Origin of the sequence: Micromonospora sp. NPDC050784, from assembly GCF_044456765.1 — a bacterium.
Classification (GTDB): Bacteria; Actinomycetota; Actinomycetes; order Mycobacteriales; family Micromonosporaceae; genus Micromonospora; species Micromonospora foliorum.
The window spans coordinates 108430-125454 of the sequence record NZ_JBITGG010000001.1 but is presented as its reverse complement, the minus strand read 5'-3'; the positions used below and the strand labels follow the sequence as shown (position 1 = coordinate 125454).

Below are 17025 nucleotides of genomic sequence, written 5' to 3'. Positions count from 1 at the left end.
CTATGGTGCTCTGATGACCCCCGCACCCCCGCACCTCGTCTGGGACTGGAACGGCACCCTGCTCAACGACCTCAGCCTGGTGGTGTCCGCCACCAACGTCGTGTTCGCGAGCCTGGGCGGGCCGACGGTCACGCCGGAGGAGCACCGGGTGCGGTTCCGCAGGCCGATCGCCGAGTACTACGCCGAGGTGCTCGGGCAGGCCGTGGACGACGACGAGTTCGGCCGACTGGACAAGATCTTCCACGACGCGTACCGCACCGGGTTGACCACCTGTGAGTTGGCCGCCGACGCGCGCGCCGCGATGGCCGCCTGGCCGGGCAGCCAGAGCCTGCTGTCCATGTGGTTCCACGAGGAGCTGGTCCCGACCGTGCACACGTACGGGTTGACCAGCCACTTCGCCCGGGTCGACGGGCTGCGGGCCACGGTCGGCGGCGGACGCAAGGCCGAGTCGCTCCAGCTGCACCTGGCCGAACTGGGCGTGGACGGCCCCTCGGTGGTGCTGATCGGCGACTCCATCGACGACGCGGACGCGGCGCTCGCGGTGGGCGGCCGTGCCGTGCTCTACACCGGCGGGTTCACCGACCCGGCCCGGCTGCGCGCCTCCGGTCACCCGGTGGCCGACACCCTCACCGACGCGGTGACCCTGGCCCGGGAGATCAGTTCCGCAGATAGGTGAGGACGGCCAGCACCCGCCGGTGCTGTTCGGTGTCCGGCGGCAGGGTGAGCTTGGTGAAGATGTTGCGCACGTGCTTCTCCACCGCGCCGTCGCTGACCACCAGGGCGCGCGCGATGGCGGTGTTCGAGCGCCCCTCGGCCATCAGGGCGAGCACCTCGCGCTCACGGGGGGTCAGCTCGCGCAGCGGGTCGTCCCGGCGACGCCGGGCGAAGAGCTGACCGACCACCTCCGGGTCGAGCACCGTGCCGCCCCCCGCCACCCGGCGCAGCGCGTCCAGGAACTCGTCGATCGCGGCCACCCGGTCCTTGAGCAGGTAGCCGATCCCGCCGCCGGCGCCACCGGTGGTGGCGAGCAGATCATCGGCGTACGAAACCTCGACGTACTGGGAGAGCACCAGGATCGGCGTACGCGGCACCAGCCGGCGTGCCTCCACCGCAGCCCGCAGCCCCTCGTCGGTGTGCGACGGCGGCATCCGGACGTCGACGATCGACACGTCGGGGCGGTGTTCGACCACCGCCTCGACCAGGGCGTCACCGTCCCCGACGGCGGCCACCACCTGGTGCCCGCTCTCGGTCAGCAGCCGGACCAGCCCCTCCCGGAGCAGGACGGCGTCGTCGGCGATCACGATGCGCATGGCTGTGTTGTCTACCACGTCCGGCCCGTCGTACGGGTTCGACGCGGTCCCTGAGCGCTCACGGCATCTCCTTTGTTCGCGACTGCGGGGCTCGCAAACCCGGCTCACTCCTCGCGCTCACAGGGGAAGCTCGGCGTGGATCTCGGTGGGGCCGCCGGTCGGGCTGACCACCATTAGTTCGCCACCGGCGGCCCGGACCCGGTCGGCGATGCCGGCCAGCCCGTGCCCCTTCGCCAGGTGTGCACCGCCCTGCCCATCGTCGCCCACCCGTACCTGCAGGTGGGTGCCCTTCCGGGCCACGGCCACCGTGGCCTCGGTGGCCCGGCTGTGCTTCGCGACGTTGGTCAGCGCCTCGGACACCACGAAGTACGCGGTGTTCTCCACCGCCGGGTCGAGCCGTCCGGCCGGGGTGCCGAGCTGTGGGTCCACCTGGAGCTCGATCGGGATCAGCCCGCGGCCGGCGATCGCCGCCAGGGCGCTGGGCAGGCCCCGGTCGACCAGGATCGGCGGGGCGATTCCCCGGGACAGCGCACGCAGCTCGGCAAGCGTGTCCCGGGTCTGGGTGACCGCCTCGTCGATGGTGCGGCCGGCCGCCTCCGGGTCCGAGGCGAGCTGCATCCGGGCCCGGCTGAGGTCCATGGCCAGCCGGACCAGCCGCTGCTGGGGGCCGTCGTGGATGTCACGTTCCAACCGGCGTAGCGCGGAGGCCTCGGCGGACACGGCGGCCCGCTTCTGCTCCTCCAGCACCGTGATCCGGTCACGCATCTCGGCCACCCCGGTCAGCATGGCCTTGGCGAAGCTGGCCTGGAGCAGCGCGCAGCCCCGCACCACGATCGGCAGGGTGATCAGGAAGAACACCCCGAGCGCGGTGTACAGGCCGATCCGGGCGGTTGTCGAGTCGCCCAGGCCGAGCAGCTGCGCGAGGTCCTGGTCACCCTCGCCGTCGGCCCGGGGCAGGGCCCAGTCGTAGGCCCAGTAGAGCGAGCCGGCGATCGCCGCGGCCCACCAGGACAGCGTCACCACGCAGGTGCCCGCCGCCGCGATCAGCCGCAGGATGCCGTGCGCCAGGTCGAGCCAGGACTGGGCGTCCCGCATCGGCACGAAGATCCGCCGCCAGGCGTTCGCGCCCGCCTCGGGCAGCCGGTAGTGCGGCCGGATCCGGGGTTGGTGGAGCACCGCGGGCAGCCGCAGCCGCTCGACGTCGGCCAGCCCACGGGCGGCGTACAGGGTGCCGCTGAGGATCGGCAGGCCGATCACCGTGACCACCAGACCGATGCCGACCGCGAGGCCGACGATGAGGACGACGAAGCTGGCCACCGCCAGGGGCAGGCCGAGCACCACGTACCCGGAGTCGACGAAGAGCTGGCGGGGGATGCTCGGTGCCAGCGTCGGTCGGTCGCTGGTGGCGGCAACGGCGGTCATGCTCAAAGGCTAGGCAGCTGGGCTCGGTGTCCCCATCCCGAAACCCCGCCTCTCCTCCGTAGTGCTGCCCCTACCACCGCCGGGACGTCCCGGAGAAGGGCCGGCGCGGGATTGGTCAGAGAAGTCGGGATTGAGTAATAATCGCCCGGGCGGTGAGCGGACCAGGCCGTTCAATCGATCTTGTGGAATGGAGGTGCTGGTGGGGTCGCGGCACGCAGCGGCAAGATCGCGATTTGTGCACGTCTTCACAAGCGCCTACGCTGTGACTCCGACGCGCCCTGCTAGCACAGCCGGCAACCTCGGTCGCCAGCGGGAGTCCATAAACGGCCGACCAGCGGAGTTGGCCGAGGATCGCACCGCACGGAGTCTCATGAGTCAGCACCGTCACCCAGGCGCGCCCGGCCGCGCCGGTGCCGTACCAGCGCTCCCGGATCTGCCCGAGGCGACCGTCGCTCGGCTCCCGGAGTACCTGCGCGCGCTGCACAACCTCGCCGACACCGGGCACGAGACGGTCTCCAGCGAGGGCCTGTCCGCCGCCGCCGGGGTCAACTCCGCCAAGCTCCGCAAGGACCTCTCACACCTCGGCTCGTACGGCACCCGGGGCGTCGGCTACGACGTCGCGCTGCTGATCGAGCAGATCGAGTATGTGCTCGGGCTCACCCAACGCCGGGCGGTCGCCCTGGTCGGCGTGGGTAATCTCGGTCACGCCCTGGCCGGCTACGACGGCTTCGCCAGCCGGGGCTTCCGGATCGCCGCACTGCTCGACGCCGATCCCTCCCGGGTCGGTGAGGAGATCAACGGCCTGGTGGTCCGGCATGTCGACGACCTGCCGACGGTCGCCGCGGAGGAATCCCTCGCGATCGGCGTGATCGCCACCCCGGCCGCCGCCGCCCAGCAGGTCGCCGACCAACTGGTCGCCGTCGGCGTGACGAGCATCCTCAACTTCGCGCCGTGCGTACTCTCGGTTCCGGAGGGGGTCGACGTGCGCAAGGTCGACCTCGCCATCGAGCTGCAGATTCTGTCCTTCCACGAACACCGCAAGGCGTCGCTGACCGCGCTGCCCGCCACCGGCGGGTCCGCTCTCACCGCTCTGCCCGGCGGGTTCGCGGCCACCGACACCCAGGAGGCGATCGGCACGTGAAACTGCTCGTCGTCGGCGCGTCCTATCGGACCGCCCCGGTCGCCACGCTGGAGCAGCTGGCCGTGCCTCCCGCCGACCTGACCCGCACACTTGACCGCCTGGTCGCCCAGCCGTACGTGGCCGAGGCGGTGATCGTCTCCACCTGCAACCGGGTGGAGGTATACGCCGCCGTGTCCGGTTTCCACGGTGGGCTCGGCGACGTCTGCGCAGTGCTGGCCGAGCAGGCCGGCAGCTCGCCGACCGCGCTCGCCAGCCACCTGTACGTGCACTACGACAACGCCGCGGTGGACCACGTCTTCCGGGTCGCCACCGGTCTGGACTCGATGGTGGTGGGCGAGGCGCAGATCCTCGGCCAGCTGCGCGACGCGTACCACTGGGCCACCGGCGCCGACTCGGCCGGCCGGCTGCTGCACGAACTGATGCAGCAGGCGTTGCGGGTCGGCAAGCGGGCTCACGCCGAGACCGGCATCGACCGGGCCGGCCAGAGCGTCGTCACCGCCGCGCTGGAGCTGGCCGCCGGGCACCTCGACGGCGACCTCGTCGGCCACCCGGCCCTGGTGGTCGGTGCCGGCGCGATGGGTTCGCTCGGGGTGGCCACGCTGTCCCGCCTGGGCGCCGGGCCGCTCACCGTCAGCAATCGGGGCGCCGACCGGGCCGTCCGGCTCGCCGAGTCGTACGGGGCGAGCGCCGCGCCGATGACCGAGCTGGCCGACACCCTCTCCACAGTGGACATCGTAGTGGCCGCCACCGCGTCCACCGAACCGGTCCTCACCCGGGCGGTGGTCACCGCGGCGCTGGCCGAACGCGACCCGGCCCGGGGCCCACTGGTCCTGCTCGACCTGGCCGTCCCGCGCGACGTCGAGGAGGGCGTCGCCGAGCTGCCCGGCGTCGAGGTGATCGACATCGACCGGATGGCGGGGCTGCTCGCCGACGGTCCGGCGGCTGCCGACGCCGCAGCCGTCGAACGCATCGTGCTCGCCGAGGTGGAGGGCTTCCTCACCTGGCTGCGCGGCGCCGATGTGGCACCCACCGTGGCCGCGCTGCGTGGCCGGGCCGACGACGTGGTCACCGCCGAGCTGCGCCGGCTGGCCCAGCGTCGCCCCGACCTCGGCGACGACCTGCGGGCCGAGGTGGCCCGCACGGTGCACCGGGTCGTGCAGCGGCTGCTGCACCAGCCCACCGTGAAGGTCCGCCAGTTGGCCGCGGAGCCCGGCGGCGACCAGTACGCGGCACTGCTGCGCGAGCTGTTCGACCTCGAGGTGCCGCAGACCTCGCCGGTGGACACCGTCCCGGACGTGCTGACCCCCGACCTCGGCCTGGCGCTCCCCGGCACCGACCCGGTGTCCGGAGCCGACGCCGTCGAGCCGACCCCACCCACCGGAGGTGCGCGTTGACCGCCCCCCTGCGCCTCGGCACCCGGGGCAGCGCCCTGGCGATGGCCCAGTCCGGCCAGATCGCCGAGGCGGTGACCGCCGCCACCGGCCGCCCCGTCGAGCTGGTCGAGGTGGTCACCGCGGGCGACCGCTCCAGCGCGCCGGTGCACCGGCTGGGCGTCGGGGTGTTCGTCTCCGCCCTGCGTGACGCGCTGACCGCCAAGACGATCGACTTCGCGGTGCACTCGTACAAGGATCTGCCCACGGCTGCCGCCAGCGGGCTGCACATCGCCGCGGTGCCGGCCCGGCAGGACCCGCGCGACGCGTTGGTGGCCCGCCACGGCCGGACGCTCGCCGAGCTGCCGCCCGGGGCCACCGTGGGCACCGGCGCGCTGCGCCGGATCGCCCAGTTGCACGCCCTCGGCCTGCAACTGGAGGTCACCCCGATCCGCGGCAACGTCGACACCCGCCTGGCGCGGGTGCTCGGCCCCGAGGCCGACCTCGACGCCGTCGTCCTGGCCCGGGCCGGTCTGGCCCGACTCGGCCGGCTCGACGTGATCACCGAGTCGCTGGACCCGATGCTGATGCTGCCCGCGCCCGCTCAGGGTGCGCTGGCCGTGGAGTGCCGGGTCGACGATCAGGACCTGGTTGAGCTGCTCGCGGTGCTCGACCACGCACCGTCGCGTGCCGCGGTCACCGCGGAACGCGCGTTTCTGGCAACCCTGGAGGCCGGGTGCAGCGCACCCGTCGCCGCCTATGCCGAACTCGCCGAAGGCGAGACCGGCGATGAGATCTACCTGCGCGGGGCGGTGATCAGCCCGGACGGCACTCGTGACCTCCGGCTGTCCCGCACCGGAACGCCCGCCGACGCGGCGGAGATCGGTAAGGCACTCGCCGCCGAACTCCTCGACCTCGGCGCCGACTCGATCCTCGGCCACGAAGGACACACCGGCCCGGGGACCCAGCAATTTGGGAGCACAGAATGACCCGCACCCGTAAGCCCGTCGGCCGTATCGCGTTCGTCGGGGCTGGCCCCGGTGACCCGGGCCTGCTGACCCGTCGGGCCCACGACGCCCTGGTCGACGCCGACCAGGTGATCTACGACCGGGGAGTCCCAGAGTCGTTGCTCACCGTCGTTCGCGCCGAGGCCAGGAACGATGCCGAGTTCACCCCGGCCGAGGGCGCGCCGGGGGACGTGGCGAAGGTGCTGATCTCCGCGGCCCGCTCCGGGCTGAACGCGGTGCACCTCGTCGCCGGCGACCCGTTCGGGCACGACTCGGTGGTCAAGGAGGTGCAGGCGGTGGCCCGCACCGCCGCCCACTTCGAGGTGGTGCCCGGCGTCGGCCAGGCCGAGGGTGTGGCCACCTACGCCGGGGTCCCGCTGCCGGGTGTGCGTACGGCCGCCGACGTCGAGGACGTCAGCGCGCTGGACTTCGAGGCCCTGGCCACGGCCGTCGGCCGGGGTTCGCTCGCGCTCGCCGTGGACGCCGGTGACCTCGCCGCCGTCCGGGACGGGCTGCTCGCCGCCGGAGTCGACGGCACCACCGGCGTCGGGGTGACCGGCGACGGCACCGGCGAGACGCAGTACACGACCACGTCGACCGTGGACAGCTTCGTGGCCGCCGCGCTCGGCTTCACCGGCCGGGTGGTGCTCACCGTCGGTGTCGGCGTGGGGCAGCGCGACAAGCTGAGCTGGTGGGAGAACCGCCCGCTGTACGGCTGGAAGGTGCTCGTACCCCGCACCAAGGAGCAGGCCGGCGCGATGAGCGCCCGGCTGCGGGCCTACGGGGCGATCCCGTGCGAGGTGCCGACCATCGCGGTCGAGCCGCCGCGCACCCCGGCGCAGATGGAGCGGGCGGTCAAGGGCCTGGTCGACGGCCGGTACGCCTGGGTGATCTTCACGTCGGTGAACGCGGTCCGCGCGGTCTGGGAGAAGTTCGCCGAGCACGGCCTCGACGCCCGGCACTTCGGCGGCGTCAAGATCGCCTGTATCGGTGAGGCCACCGCGGACGCGGTCCGCGCGTTCGGCATCCAGCCGGAGCTGATCCCCGCCGGGGAGCAGTCCTCCGAGGGCCTGCTGGCCGAGTTCTCGCCGCACGACGAGATCCTCGACCCGGTGGGCCGGGTGCTGCTGCCGCGCGCCGACATCGCCACCGAGACGCTCGCCGCCGGGCTCACCGAGCGCGGCTGGGAGGTCGACGACGTGACCGCGTACCGGACGGTGCGGGCCGCTCCGCCGCCCGCCGAGATCCGCGACGCGATCAAGTCGGGCGGCTTCGACGCGGTGCTCTTCACCTCGTCTTCGACCGTGCGCAATCTGGTCGGTATCGCCGGGAAGCCGCACGCCCGGACCGTTGTTGCCGTGATTGGGCCCAAGACGGCGGAGACCGCGACGGAGTTCGGCCTGCGGGTCGACGTCCAGCCACCGCACGCCTCGGTGCCCGACCTGGTGGAGGCGCTCGCCGCCTACGCCGTCGAGCTACGGGAGAAGCTGGCCGCCATGCCGGCCAAGCAGCGCCGTGGCTCGAAGGTGCAGGGCCCGACCGCCCTGCGCTTCCGGTAGCCGTTCGAGGAGGCCCTTCCATGTCGTACCCCGAGATCCGGCCCCGCCGACTGCGCCGCAACCCGGCGGTCCGCCGGCTGGTGTCCGAGACCCGGGTCGACCCGGCCGAACTGGTCGTGCCGATGTTCGTCAAGGAGGGGCTGACCGAGCCTCGCGCCATCGGGTCGCTCCCGGGGGTGCTCCAGCACTCCCGGGACTCGCTGCGCAAGGCGGCAGCCGAGGCGGTCCAGGCCGGTGTCGGCGGGATCATGCTCTTCGGCGTTCCGGAACAGCGGGACCCGACCGGCTCCGGTGGTATCGACCCGAACGGCATCCTCAACGTCGCCATCCGCGACGTGGTCGCCGAGGTGGGTGACGCCACGGTGGTGATGAGCGACCTGTGCCTGGACGAGTTCACCTCGCACGGGCACTGTGGGCTGCTCACCCCCGACGGCGAGGTCGACAACGACTCCACCCTGGCCGCGTACGCCGAGATGGCGGTGGCCCAGGCCGCCGCCGGGGTCGGCATGGTCGGGCCGTCCGGGATGATGGACGGCCAGGTCGGCGTGGTACGCTGGGCGCTCGACGCCGCCGGGTACCAGGACGTCTCCGTGCTGGCGTACGCCGTGAAGTACGCCTCCGCCTTCTACGGCCCGTTCCGCGAGGCGGTGGAGTCGGCGCTGGAGGGCGACCGGCGCACCTACCAGCAGGACCCGGCCAATCTGCGGGAGTCGCTGCGCGAGGTGGCGCTCGACGTCGCCGAGGGCGCCGACCTGGTGATGGTCAAGCCGGCGTTGCCCTACCTCGACGTGGTGTCGGCGGTGCGGGCCGCGGTGGACGTCCCGGTCGCCGCCTACCAGGTCTCCGGTGAGTACGCGATGGTCGAGGCGGCCGCCGCGAACGGCTGGATCGACCGGGAGCGGGTGATGCTGGAGACGCTCACCTCGATCAAGCGGGCCGGCGCACAGGTCATCCTCACCTACTGGGCCGTCGAGGCCGCCGGGCTGCTCCGCCAGCGTTACTGAGCCGTCCCCTGCGCTCGGGCCCCGGCAACCCCGATCGCGCTGAAACAAGGAAATAGTGGCCTCCTCCGTGGGAGAGGCCACTATTTCCAGGATCGAGCGCGATCATCGGGGCGCCCTGACGATCAGGGCAGCTGCCCCGGGCGGTCGACGATGGCCAGTTGGGTGACGGCGGTGCTCGTGTAGGGCGACTCCTTGCCATCCCGCACGATGAGACGGCGGGTGCCGAGGTAGGCGTGGGTCTCCCGGTCGAAGATCAGGTCGATGTGGGCGCCGATCACGCCCGGCGTCCGCAGTGCCACGCCCCGTCGGCCGGCCGCGTCCCGAATCTCACCGGGCAACACGGTGGCCCCGGGCACCTGGGCCATCGCCTGGAACAGCGCGCCGAGCGACTGCGGCGGCACGTACCCCTCAAGCATCCACATTCCGTCGCCGAAGATCGTCGTAGGGTCGTTCCGGATGGCCTCCAGGTCCGCGCCGGCGGGCAGATCCAGGGGGATCGGGTGATCCCGCAGGTACTGCGCCATCTTCTCCGGCTCGGTGGGCAGGCCCTGGAAGTAGCCGGGCGGCGGCGCCAGGTGCGAGACGTTGTCGGTCCGCCACTCGTCGGGGCGGCTCTCCAGCCTCCGACGCTGCTGCCAGGTGGGGTCGTCGCCGACCGGTACCCAGCGCTGGAGCCGCTCCTCCGTATACGGGCCGGCATCCGGCCGATCCCGCCAGGTGAGCCGCAGTTCGACGAAGAGGAACTGACCGGGGCGCGCCACCAGGTCGGGCTGCTGCCGGGCGGTCTCCGCGGCGTCGGTCAGGATCTCGGCCGCGCTCGCCGTCGGTGGCTCGTCGTCCACCGTCTGCACCACCAACCCGCCGATGGTCAGCAGGGCGACCAGCCCACCGACCCCGGCGAGGCGCCAGCCCTGCGTACGCCAACGCGGGCCCGGGCGTGCTGCGCGGACGGGAGGCGTGGTCGGCGCCGAGTCGGAGGTTCGGTTGGAAACACGGTCCCGCAGCTCGCCGAGGAGTCGTTCCTCGAAGTTGCCCAGTGGAGTGTGGGTCATGGCGATCATCCCTCCGATCAGACGAGTGCGGATTCGGACTGCGCGAGCGCGAGGCGTACCGCACGGCGGGCCCGATGCACACGGACCCGGGCGGCGACCGGGGAGATGCCGAGTGCTTCGGCGGCGTCCGCCACGGACAGGCCGTCGACGGCGACAAGTTCCAACAGCGCGCGGGTGCGCTCCGGTAGGCCGCTCAGCGCCTGGTAGGTGCGGCGGGCCAGCGACTCGGCGTCGATGCGTTCCTCGATCCGGGCGATGTCGTCGGCGTCGAGCAGCCGTCGTCCCGCTATGCGACCGCTGGCCCGCAGGAGTCGGGTCGCCCGGCGGTGTTCGGCCGCGATGACGTTGCGGGCCACGCCGAAGAGCCAGCCCAACTCGCTGCCCCGCTCCGGCCGGTAACCGGCCGCGGAGTCGATCACCGCGAGGAACACCTCGGCCGTGAGGTCGGCGGCGGTGTGGGGGTCGTCGACGCGACGAGCGACGAAGCGGCCGATCGTCTCGACGTGCCGCCGGTAGAACCGCTCGAACGCCTCGGGGTCGGCGCCGAGGATCGCTAGGTCACCCCCGCCTGGGCTCGGGATAGTCACAGGCCGTCCTCTCGTTGGCCGTCCTTACACCCCTTCATTGGCTCGGCGGCGGCGCGGTGTTACGCCCCGGGCAAGATCATGCTGAAAAAACGGATGTAGTGGCCTCCTGGTCGGAGGAGGCCACTACATCCTGGATCGAGCGCGATCACGCGCGGTGGAGCGGAAACCTCAGTCGTCGTTGGTGATCGTTCCGGTCGCGAGGGGGTCGGCCAGCCGCAGGCCGGGCACGCCGGCCACCAGCAGCGTCAACTTCTCGTCCGACTCTCGCTTGCGGTCACCGCGCACCGTCACCGGGAACGCCACCGACGTCTGCCCGGCGGCCAACACCTTGCAGCCGGCGTACGGGTCGAAGTCCGAACCCGCCTGCGCCGTGAGGCCGACGGTGGCGGCGCAGAGCAGCACCGACTGGGACAGCGGCCGGGACACGGTGGCGCTGAAGGTGAGCTGACGGGTGCCCTGGTCGCCCTCGGTCACCGCCGTGTCGGCCACTGTCAGCGACGCACGGGACCGGAACCGGGCCACCTGCGGGTCGTGGTCACTGGAACCCCGTGAGCCGTCACCGGCGAACTCCGCCGGCCAGTCGGCGTTGATGTGCGCCGCCCGCACCTGCACCAGGTCGGCGTAGAACGCGTCGTTGACGAACAGGTGGTCGAGCGTCTGCGCCTGCCCCTCGAAACTGTACGAGTAGGCCGAGGCCGGCACGTCCGCGACGAGGTTGTCCCACAGGTTGTGCAGGCCCGCCTCGTACAGCGGGGCGAGCTGGTCCGACGGCGTGGGCTGGCTGCCCGTCGCGATGGGATCGTCCGGGCGGGGGAAGACGTTCAGGTCCCCGCCGTAGACCACCCGGGCGGTCTGGTCGGCCGCCTCGATCGCGGTCACGATCGCCGCGCCGTAACGCGCCTGCTCCCGCCGCTGCCCGACCCGGCCGTCCGGGCCCGAGGAGTAGTGGTTGCTGAGCGCGTACAGGGTGAACCGCTCGGTCGAGCCGGGTGCCGCGGCCACGCTGAACTTGCCCAACTGCGGCGCACGGGTGAAGACGTTGTTCCCGTCCCGACCGGTCGAGGTGTCCACATCCGCCGGCAACACCGCGTTGAGGGCCTTCGGGTTCTGCACGTCGGCGTTGGCCGGCAGCCCCGGAGCCCGGTACTCGACAGTCGGTGCCGAGCCCAGCAGGGGGTCGTTCGCCGTCGCGGCGGCCAGCGACACCCGGTCCGTGCGGTACAGGAACGCGGCGGTGATACCGCGGGCGTCCGCGCCGGTCCGGTCATAGGCGGCGGCGTACGCCGGCCCACCGGCCGCCGCCACCGTGAGCGCCAACTCCTGGATGCTGTCCGGAGCGCCATCGGCGTTGTTGGTGTCGCCGCAGCTCAGGGCCGCCCCGGAGACCGTGCAGATGTCCTGGTCCTCGGCCTCCTGCACCAGGATCAGATCCGGTGCGTGCAGGTCCTTGACGATCTGGTCGGCGAGCGCGGCCAGTTGCTCGCGGTATTCCGCCTCGCTGCCCGGAACGTAGTCGAACGGCGGGTCGACGCCCACGCAGCCGGCGTTACCGGCGAAGTCGCAGCCGTCGAACGGGTCGTCGCGGTAGTCGTACAGGTTCTCCACGTTGTAGGTGGCAACGGCCACCTCCTGCGACCGGTCGGCCGGCTTGGGCGGGTTGTTCTTCGACGGGTCGGCCCCGGCGGCGAACTCCGCCCCCTCGACCTGGACGCCGTACTTCTCGAACGAGTAGTAGACCCCGCCCACCGCGTCCGTCCGCAGCGTGTCGAAGGTGTGCGCCGGCGGGAGCAGCGCGGCGCTGTCCCCGGCGGTGGCCTTCACGCCCATGCTGCCGAGCAGCGTCCGCTGGCCGTTGCCGTCGTCGAAGCGGCGGGTCGGGTCGTTGTCCAACGGGTGCGAGTCACGGAAGACCCGCCGGGAGTACGGGTCGGCGCGGTCCAGCAGAGGGTCGTCGCGGTCGACCACCCATAGCTCCGCGTCGGCGGTGGAGGCGAAGACGTCCCGGCCGCTCACCGCGCCGCTTCCCGCGCGTACCCGCATGCGGGCGCCCTCGTTCCGCTCCCAGAAACGCTCCGCGTCGGTCAGCACGGCCGGCGGCACCGCGTCGGTCACCGCCACCGCGGTGTCCACCGCCAGGCCGCCACCGATCCGGCGGACCAGGGACGCGCCGGAGAGCTGGGTGAAGTTGTAGTACTCCGACACCCGGGCCCGCAGCACCACCTCGTCGCCGACCGTCGGCACATAACCGCCGATCAGCGAGGTGAACGTGCCCATGAACACGAAGATGCCGTCGGAGCTGGTCGGGTCGCCGTCGGTGTCACCAACGCGGCTCTGCAGGAAGAACCCGTGCTGCTCCGCCCCGGCCGAGGTGCGGGCCAGGGTCAACTGGGTGATCACGCCGCGTACGTCGTACAGAGTGCTGCTCGTGCCGTTGCCGCTCGCCGGTGCGAGCGGCGACCTGTCGGTCGGACCCGACTCGGCGTCGGTGGTCGGACCCTGCACCTCGCCGACGGTCAGCTCCCGGGTCACCTGCACGACCAGGGCGCAGCTCGCGGTGCCACCGCCGGCGTCGGTCGCGGTGAGGGTGACGGTGTACGCCCCGGCGGCGAGGTCGGCGCTCACGCCGACCGTGGCGCGGGCGGTGCCGCCCACCCCGTCGGCGGGGGTGAAGGCGGTACGGGTGATCGAGCCGGTGGTCGGGCTCGGGCTGATCGCGGTCACCGCCAGGTCGACGATCGTGTCGTCGGGGTCGGCGGCGGTCACCTCGCGGCTCGCGGCCGTGCCCGCGGCGGTGACCAGCGGCCCGCCACAGGTCAACGTGGCCGGTACATCTACCGGGCCACCGCCGTCCACGGTGTGCGTACCCAGCCCGTCGAACGTGTCGACGGGGAAGCCTGCCCACTGCGTGGCGGGGTCGAAGGCGTCCGACGGGTCAGTGTCACCGGCGGCCACGCTCGGCAAGCGGCGCAGGGTGTTGTCAGCGGTGCTGGTGACGCCGGCACCCCACTCGGTGCCCGGGTCGACACCCACCTGGCCGATCGAGTCGAGCACGGTGGTGCCCCGGCGCAGCACGATCGCGTCGTCACCGTTGAAGAGGCTCGCCCCGGTGGTCTGGTCGGCCTGGGCGAGGATGGCGGCCCCGGCCGAGGCGCTGGCGAACACGAACGCGTCGCCGGCGGCGACGCTGCCGGTCAGGGCGATCGTGGTGGCCGTGGTGGAACCGTTGAAGTAGAGCTGCAGCTGGTAGCCACCGGCCGCCAGGTCGACGGCGGCGCCGGTGCCGTTGAACAACTCGATCGCCTTGTTGTTCGACGAACCCTCGACGTACTCCGAGATGAACAGATCGGTGGGCGCGGCGCTGGCCGCGGTGGGTGCGACGCCGAGCGCCGTGATGGTCACGGCGGCGGTGGCGGTCGCGAGCGCGGCGATTGAGCGGCGCGGGCGCATAGGGCCTCCACGATGGGTGGATGGGGGTCAACGCACGTTAAGGTGCGCGACTGTCCACCGTCCATCCCCTAATGGACAGTTTCGTGAATTCCTCAGCGCGGCGGGTCGAGGCGGTGCACCAGCTCAGCGACGTCGACGCTGTATTCGCACCAGTCCCGGTCGGGGCGGTAGCCCAGCTCCGCGTTGACCTTGAGCATCGCCTCGTTGGCCTGCGCGTTCCAGGTCTGCACCTCGATCAGCTCCGGCTCGGCGGAGCGTAGCTCCAGCAGCATCCGGGCCTTGATCGCCCGATCGATGCCGTAGCCCCGGTGATCCTGCGCGACGATCGTGTCGTACTGGTCGGCACGGGTCGGGTGCTGCGCCGGCACCACCACCTCGGTCAGGCCGGCCACCTCGCCGCTCTGCTCGTGCCGGGCGAGCACGATGTACGGCTTCATGCCCCGCCGGTGCAGCGTGTCGAGGCTGTCGCGCAGCCGCTCCGGGTCGTAGGAGCTGGGCCGCAGCTCACCGTCGTCGACGTCGCGCACCTCGGCCTTGGCCCGCGCGTACGCCTCGATCAGGTCGTCCGGCGGCCCGCCCGGGAAGAACTCCAGCTGGTAGCCCGCGCCGATGCCGGTGGCCATCTCGGCCAGCTCGGCCCAGTCCACCGCGGTCAGGTCGAGGACGCTGCGCGTCTCCACGTACTCCCGGGTGAAGCCGAGCGACTCGTAGAACCCGATCGCGGGTGTGTCGCCGACGACCTCGACCCCGATCGACCGGAAGCCCTCCTGGTAGACCCGGCGGGCGGCACGCAACACCAGGTCACGACCGAGGCCGGTGCGCCGCGCGGACGGGTGCACCAGCACCTCGAGCACGCCGATGTCACCCAGAAGGAGTACGTGCACCTGGCCGAGCACCGCGCCCGTGTCGCCCGGGGTGGTCGGCTCGGCCTGGGCGATCCAGGAGATCCGCCGTTCGCCGGGCATCACCTCGGCGAGGTATTCCCGCAGCGAAGTCTCCCGCCAGGGCGGGTCCTGCGGCAGATCGGCCGCCAAGACCGCGTTCAGCGTGGCCAACAGCGACGCGATCTCGGCGGACGACGCGGTCCTGGGGTCCCACTCGCGCACCATCACCCGTCTAGCTTGCCGCTAACAGAGGCCCGGGGGAAGTGTCCAGTTCTCCAACGTATCGAGACGATCACTTCACGACCGACTGGCCCGTCCGTACCGGTTCGCGGTGTCGTAGACGTCCTGGGCGTAGCGCCGTACATCGTTGTAGGAGAGGATCGCGTTCCACCAGTCGCCCGGAATGCTCAGGTTTCGCCCGCCCTTGCAAAGGTAGTTTCCCGCTGCCAGGGCGGCGTCGTCCAGGTCGTGCGGGTCCTTGAGCCCGTCGTTGTCGGCGTCCGCGCCGATCTCCTGCCAGGTGGTCGGGATGAACTGCATCGGTCCGATCGCGCGGTCGAGGGTCGAGTCTCCGTCGAGCGCCCCACGGTCGGTGTCGATGATCCGCATCCGGCCGCCGTTGCCGTCCAACGGCAGCCCAATGATCTTCGGTATTGCCTTGCCGTCCTGCCCCAGTCGCGCGCCGTTGGCCGAGCCGTGCCCCGATTCGACCTGACCGATCGCGGCCAGCGTGGTCCAGCTCAGCGCACAGCTGCGGTTGGTCTGGGCGAGCACCAGCTCGGCGTAGCCGTACGCCTGCATGGCGACCGGGGGGACACCGACCTTGGCGCCGACCTGCTGCGCCCAGCCGGCCAGGGCGTCCGACGGTCGGCCACCGATCACCGACCCGGTCGGCAGCCCGTTGCCGGGCAAACCGCCGCTGGGCAGCGGAAGGGTCGGCAGCGGCCCGGTGGGCAGCGGGCCGGTGGGCAGGCCGGACGGCCCCCCCGGCGGTGCGACCCCGGTCGGCGCGGCCGAGGCGTCGACCGCGACCGGACGCGGTGCGCGGATCGCGGCCGGCACGAGCAGCGCTCCCGCCGCGGCGGTCACCGCCACCAGCGCCAACAGGAAGACGCCAGGCAGGGTCAGCCGACCACTCGGCCGGCGAGCCCAGGCACGCGTCGCCCGAGCCGCGGAGGCCGCTGCCTGGCGTGGCGGCAGCCGTACCGCGTGCGCGAACTGCACCCGCCGCCGACGGGCCGGGTCGGACGCCGGCACGACCGGCATCTCATCCACAGTGGTCTTCGCCGGATCCGCTGCACCGGCGGCGGTCTTCGCGTCGTCTGCCGGCGTGTCGGCGCTCGACCCGCCGGCCGGCTTCGGCGCGGCCGGGTCGCTAGCCTTGCCGTCCGCCTCCGGGCCTTCGCCTTTCGTGACGTCGGTCCTGGGGGTGTCGGCCTGGTCCTCGGTCTTCGGGGCGTCGGTCTTGACGGCCTCGGTCTTCGGGGCGCCGGTCTTGACGGCCTCGGTCTTCGGGGCGTCGGTCTTGACGGCCTCGGTTTTCGGGGCGCCGGTCTTGACGGCCTCGGTCTTCGGGGCGTCGGTCTTGACGGCCTCGGCCGGCGGGGCGGCGGCCGGGGTGGGCTCGGCCGGGGCCTTCGTGCCGGTGGCGCTCGCGTCCGGGTCGGACCCGGCGAGGTCGGTCGCGGTGGGCTCACCCGCTGGCGCGGCCGGCGCGGTGGCCGGTGGTGTGGTCGGCGCGGTGGCCGGTGGTGTGGTCGGCGCGGTGGCCGGTGGTGTGGTCGGTGCGTCCGTCGAACGCCAGCTCAGCCAGGGGCGGCGGGGGCGGGGCACCTTGCCCACCGGATCGGGCGCGGCCCCCGAGCCTGCGAGCGGCCCGTCCAGCGGCGCGGCCGGTCGTAACGGTTGCACACGCGTGTCGTCCTCGCCGTCCACCACCTGTCGAGTATCACCCATGCTTCGCCAAGCGTCAGATCCACGTACCCTGGGTGGCATGCCCCGGTACGAGTTCCGCTGCCGCGCCTGCGGCGACACCTTCGAGGTCAACCGTTCGATGGCGGCGGCCGGTGAGCCGGCCAGCTGCCCACAGGGACACGCCGACACGGTCAAGCTTCTTTCCGCGGTCGCGGTCACCGGCCGGGGTAATGCCGCCGGTGGCGCCCCGGCACCCGCCGCTGGTGGCTGCTGCGGCGGTGCCTGCGGCTGCTGATCGGGCCAATTCGCCGCCGCCTGGTGGGCCAGC

Annotated in this window: 14 protein-coding genes; 7 read left to right on the top strand and 7 right to left on the bottom strand. The window is 72.5% G+C overall.

The genetic code is table 11. The annotated features are described in order from the left end of the window. Positions 1-13 precede the first annotated feature (13 nt). Complete coding sequence (locus ACIBD9_RS00585; RefSeq protein WP_396713271.1) at positions 14-676, top strand: HAD family hydrolase; 663 nt, start codon at positions 14-16, stop codon at positions 674-676. Here ACIBD9_RS00585 and ACIBD9_RS00580 read toward each other — a convergent pair. Together ACIBD9_RS00580 and ACIBD9_RS00575 are read right to left on the bottom strand one after the other, a co-directional pair. After that, on the bottom strand, positions 657-1310 hold the full coding sequence (locus ACIBD9_RS00580) for a response regulator transcription factor (RefSeq protein ID WP_030329744.1): 654 nt from the start codon (positions 1308-1310) through the stop codon (positions 657-659). The two genes, ACIBD9_RS00585 and ACIBD9_RS00580, sit on opposite strands and share 20 nt — an antisense overlap. Positions 1311-1427: 117 nt before the next feature. Further along, the gene (locus ACIBD9_RS00575) at positions 1428-2732 is read right to left on the bottom strand and encodes a sensor histidine kinase (protein ID WP_396713269.1); all 1305 of its coding nucleotides are present in this window, start codon (positions 2730-2732) and stop codon (positions 1428-1430) included. A gap of 370 nt (positions 2733-3102) precedes the next feature. On the opposite strand from ACIBD9_RS00575, the gene ACIBD9_RS00570 reads away from it, so the two are divergent. The 5 genes from ACIBD9_RS00570 to hemB are packed head-to-tail and all read left to right on the top strand — an operon-like array spanning position 3103 to position 8813. Further along, positions 3103-3873, top strand: a complete 771-nt coding sequence (locus ACIBD9_RS00570) for a redox-sensing transcriptional repressor Rex (protein ID WP_030329747.1) — start codon at positions 3103-3105, stop codon at positions 3871-3873. Next, positions 3870-5267, top strand: a complete 1398-nt coding sequence (locus ACIBD9_RS00565) for a glutamyl-tRNA reductase (protein ID WP_396713267.1) — start codon at positions 3870-3872, stop codon at positions 5265-5267. Before ACIBD9_RS00570 ends, ACIBD9_RS00565 begins: the two co-directional genes overlap by 4 nt. Then, positions 5264-6232: a hydroxymethylbilane synthase gene (hemC, locus tag ACIBD9_RS00560; protein WP_396713265.1), complete on the top strand. Its 969-nt coding sequence runs from the start codon at positions 5264-5266 to the stop codon at positions 6230-6232. Before ACIBD9_RS00565 ends, hemC begins: the two co-directional genes overlap by 4 nt. Continuing rightward, positions 6229-7809 (top strand): uroporphyrinogen-III synthase, encoded by a 1581-nt coding sequence (locus ACIBD9_RS00555; protein WP_387174286.1) that lies wholly within the window; start codon positions 6229-6231, stop codon positions 7807-7809. The genes hemC and ACIBD9_RS00555 overlap by 4 nt, the downstream gene beginning before the upstream one ends. 20 nt (positions 7810-7829) lie before the next feature. Further along, on the top strand, positions 7830-8813 hold the full coding sequence (gene hemB / locus ACIBD9_RS00550; protein ID WP_396713263.1) for a porphobilinogen synthase: 984 nt from the start codon (positions 7830-7832) through the stop codon (positions 8811-8813). 122 nt (positions 8814-8935) lie between these two features. Here the strand turns inward: hemB and ACIBD9_RS00545 are convergent, their stop codons facing one another. The 5 genes from ACIBD9_RS00545 to ACIBD9_RS00525 form a co-directional block, all read right to left on the bottom strand. Beyond that, positions 8936-9865, bottom strand: coding sequence for a CU044_5270 family protein (locus tag ACIBD9_RS00545; protein ID WP_396713261.1), 930 nt, complete (start codon positions 9863-9865; stop codon positions 8936-8938). Positions 9866-9882: 17 nt separating this feature from the next. After that, positions 9883-10452, bottom strand: coding sequence for an RNA polymerase sigma factor (locus tag ACIBD9_RS00540; protein WP_396713259.1), 570 nt, complete (start codon positions 10450-10452; stop codon positions 9883-9885). 168 nt (positions 10453-10620) lie between these two features. Further along, positions 10621-13899, bottom strand: coding sequence for a lamin tail domain-containing protein (locus ACIBD9_RS00535; RefSeq protein ID WP_396713257.1), 3279 nt, complete (start codon positions 13897-13899; stop codon positions 10621-10623). A 92-nt stretch (positions 13900-13991) separates the two neighbouring features. Beyond that, the gene (locus ACIBD9_RS00530) at positions 13992-15008 is read right to left on the bottom strand and encodes a GNAT family N-acetyltransferase (protein ID WP_387174445.1); all 1017 of its coding nucleotides are present in this window, start codon (positions 15006-15008) and stop codon (positions 13992-13994) included. Positions 15009-15080: 72 nt separating this feature from the next. Then, entirely contained in the window at positions 15081-16721 is a 1641-nt protein-coding gene (locus ACIBD9_RS00525) for a lytic murein transglycosylase (RefSeq protein WP_396713800.1), read from the bottom strand. A 55-nt stretch (positions 16722-16776) separates the two neighbouring features. On the opposite strand from ACIBD9_RS00525, the gene ACIBD9_RS00520 reads away from it, so the two are divergent. Continuing rightward, positions 16777-16992 (top strand): zinc ribbon domain-containing protein, encoded by a 216-nt coding sequence (locus ACIBD9_RS00520; RefSeq protein WP_396713255.1) that lies wholly within the window; start codon positions 16777-16779, stop codon positions 16990-16992. Positions 16993-17025 lie beyond the last annotated feature (33 nt).

What these genes read in the sequence shown, in the direction of transcription:
- ACIBD9_RS00575 (WP_396713269.1), bottom strand. Translation starts at nt 2,732, where the DNA reads ATGACCGCCGTTGCCGCCACCAGCGACCGACCGACGCTGGCACCGAGC.
- ACIBD9_RS00545 (WP_396713261.1), bottom strand. Translation starts at nt 9,865, where the DNA reads ATGACCCACACTCCACTGGGCAACTTCGAGGAACGACTCCTCGGCGAG.
- ACIBD9_RS00535 (WP_396713257.1), bottom strand. Translation starts at nt 13,899, where the DNA reads ATGCGCCCGCGCCGCTCAATCGCCGCGCTCGCGACCGCCACCGCCGCC.
- ACIBD9_RS00570 (WP_030329747.1), top strand. Translation starts at nt 3,103, where the DNA reads ATGAGTCAGCACCGTCACCCAGGCGCGCCCGGCCGCGCCGGTGCCGTA.
- ACIBD9_RS00580 (WP_030329744.1), bottom strand. Translation starts at nt 1,310, where the DNA reads ATGCGCATCGTGATCGCCGACGACGCCGTCCTGCTCCGGGAGGGGCTG.
- ACIBD9_RS00555 (WP_387174286.1), top strand. Translation starts at nt 6,229, where the DNA reads ATGACCCGCACCCGTAAGCCCGTCGGCCGTATCGCGTTCGTCGGGGCT.
- hemB (WP_396713263.1), top strand. Translation starts at nt 7,830, where the DNA reads ATGTCGTACCCCGAGATCCGGCCCCGCCGACTGCGCCGCAACCCGGCG.
- ACIBD9_RS00520 (WP_396713255.1), top strand. Translation starts at nt 16,777, where the DNA reads ATGCCCCGGTACGAGTTCCGCTGCCGCGCCTGCGGCGACACCTTCGAG.
- ACIBD9_RS00530 (WP_387174445.1), bottom strand. Translation starts at nt 15,008, where the DNA reads ATGGTGCGCGAGTGGGACCCCAGGACCGCGTCGTCCGCCGAGATCGCG.
- ACIBD9_RS00585 (WP_396713271.1), top strand. Translation starts at nt 14, where the DNA reads ATGACCCCCGCACCCCCGCACCTCGTCTGGGACTGGAACGGCACCCTG.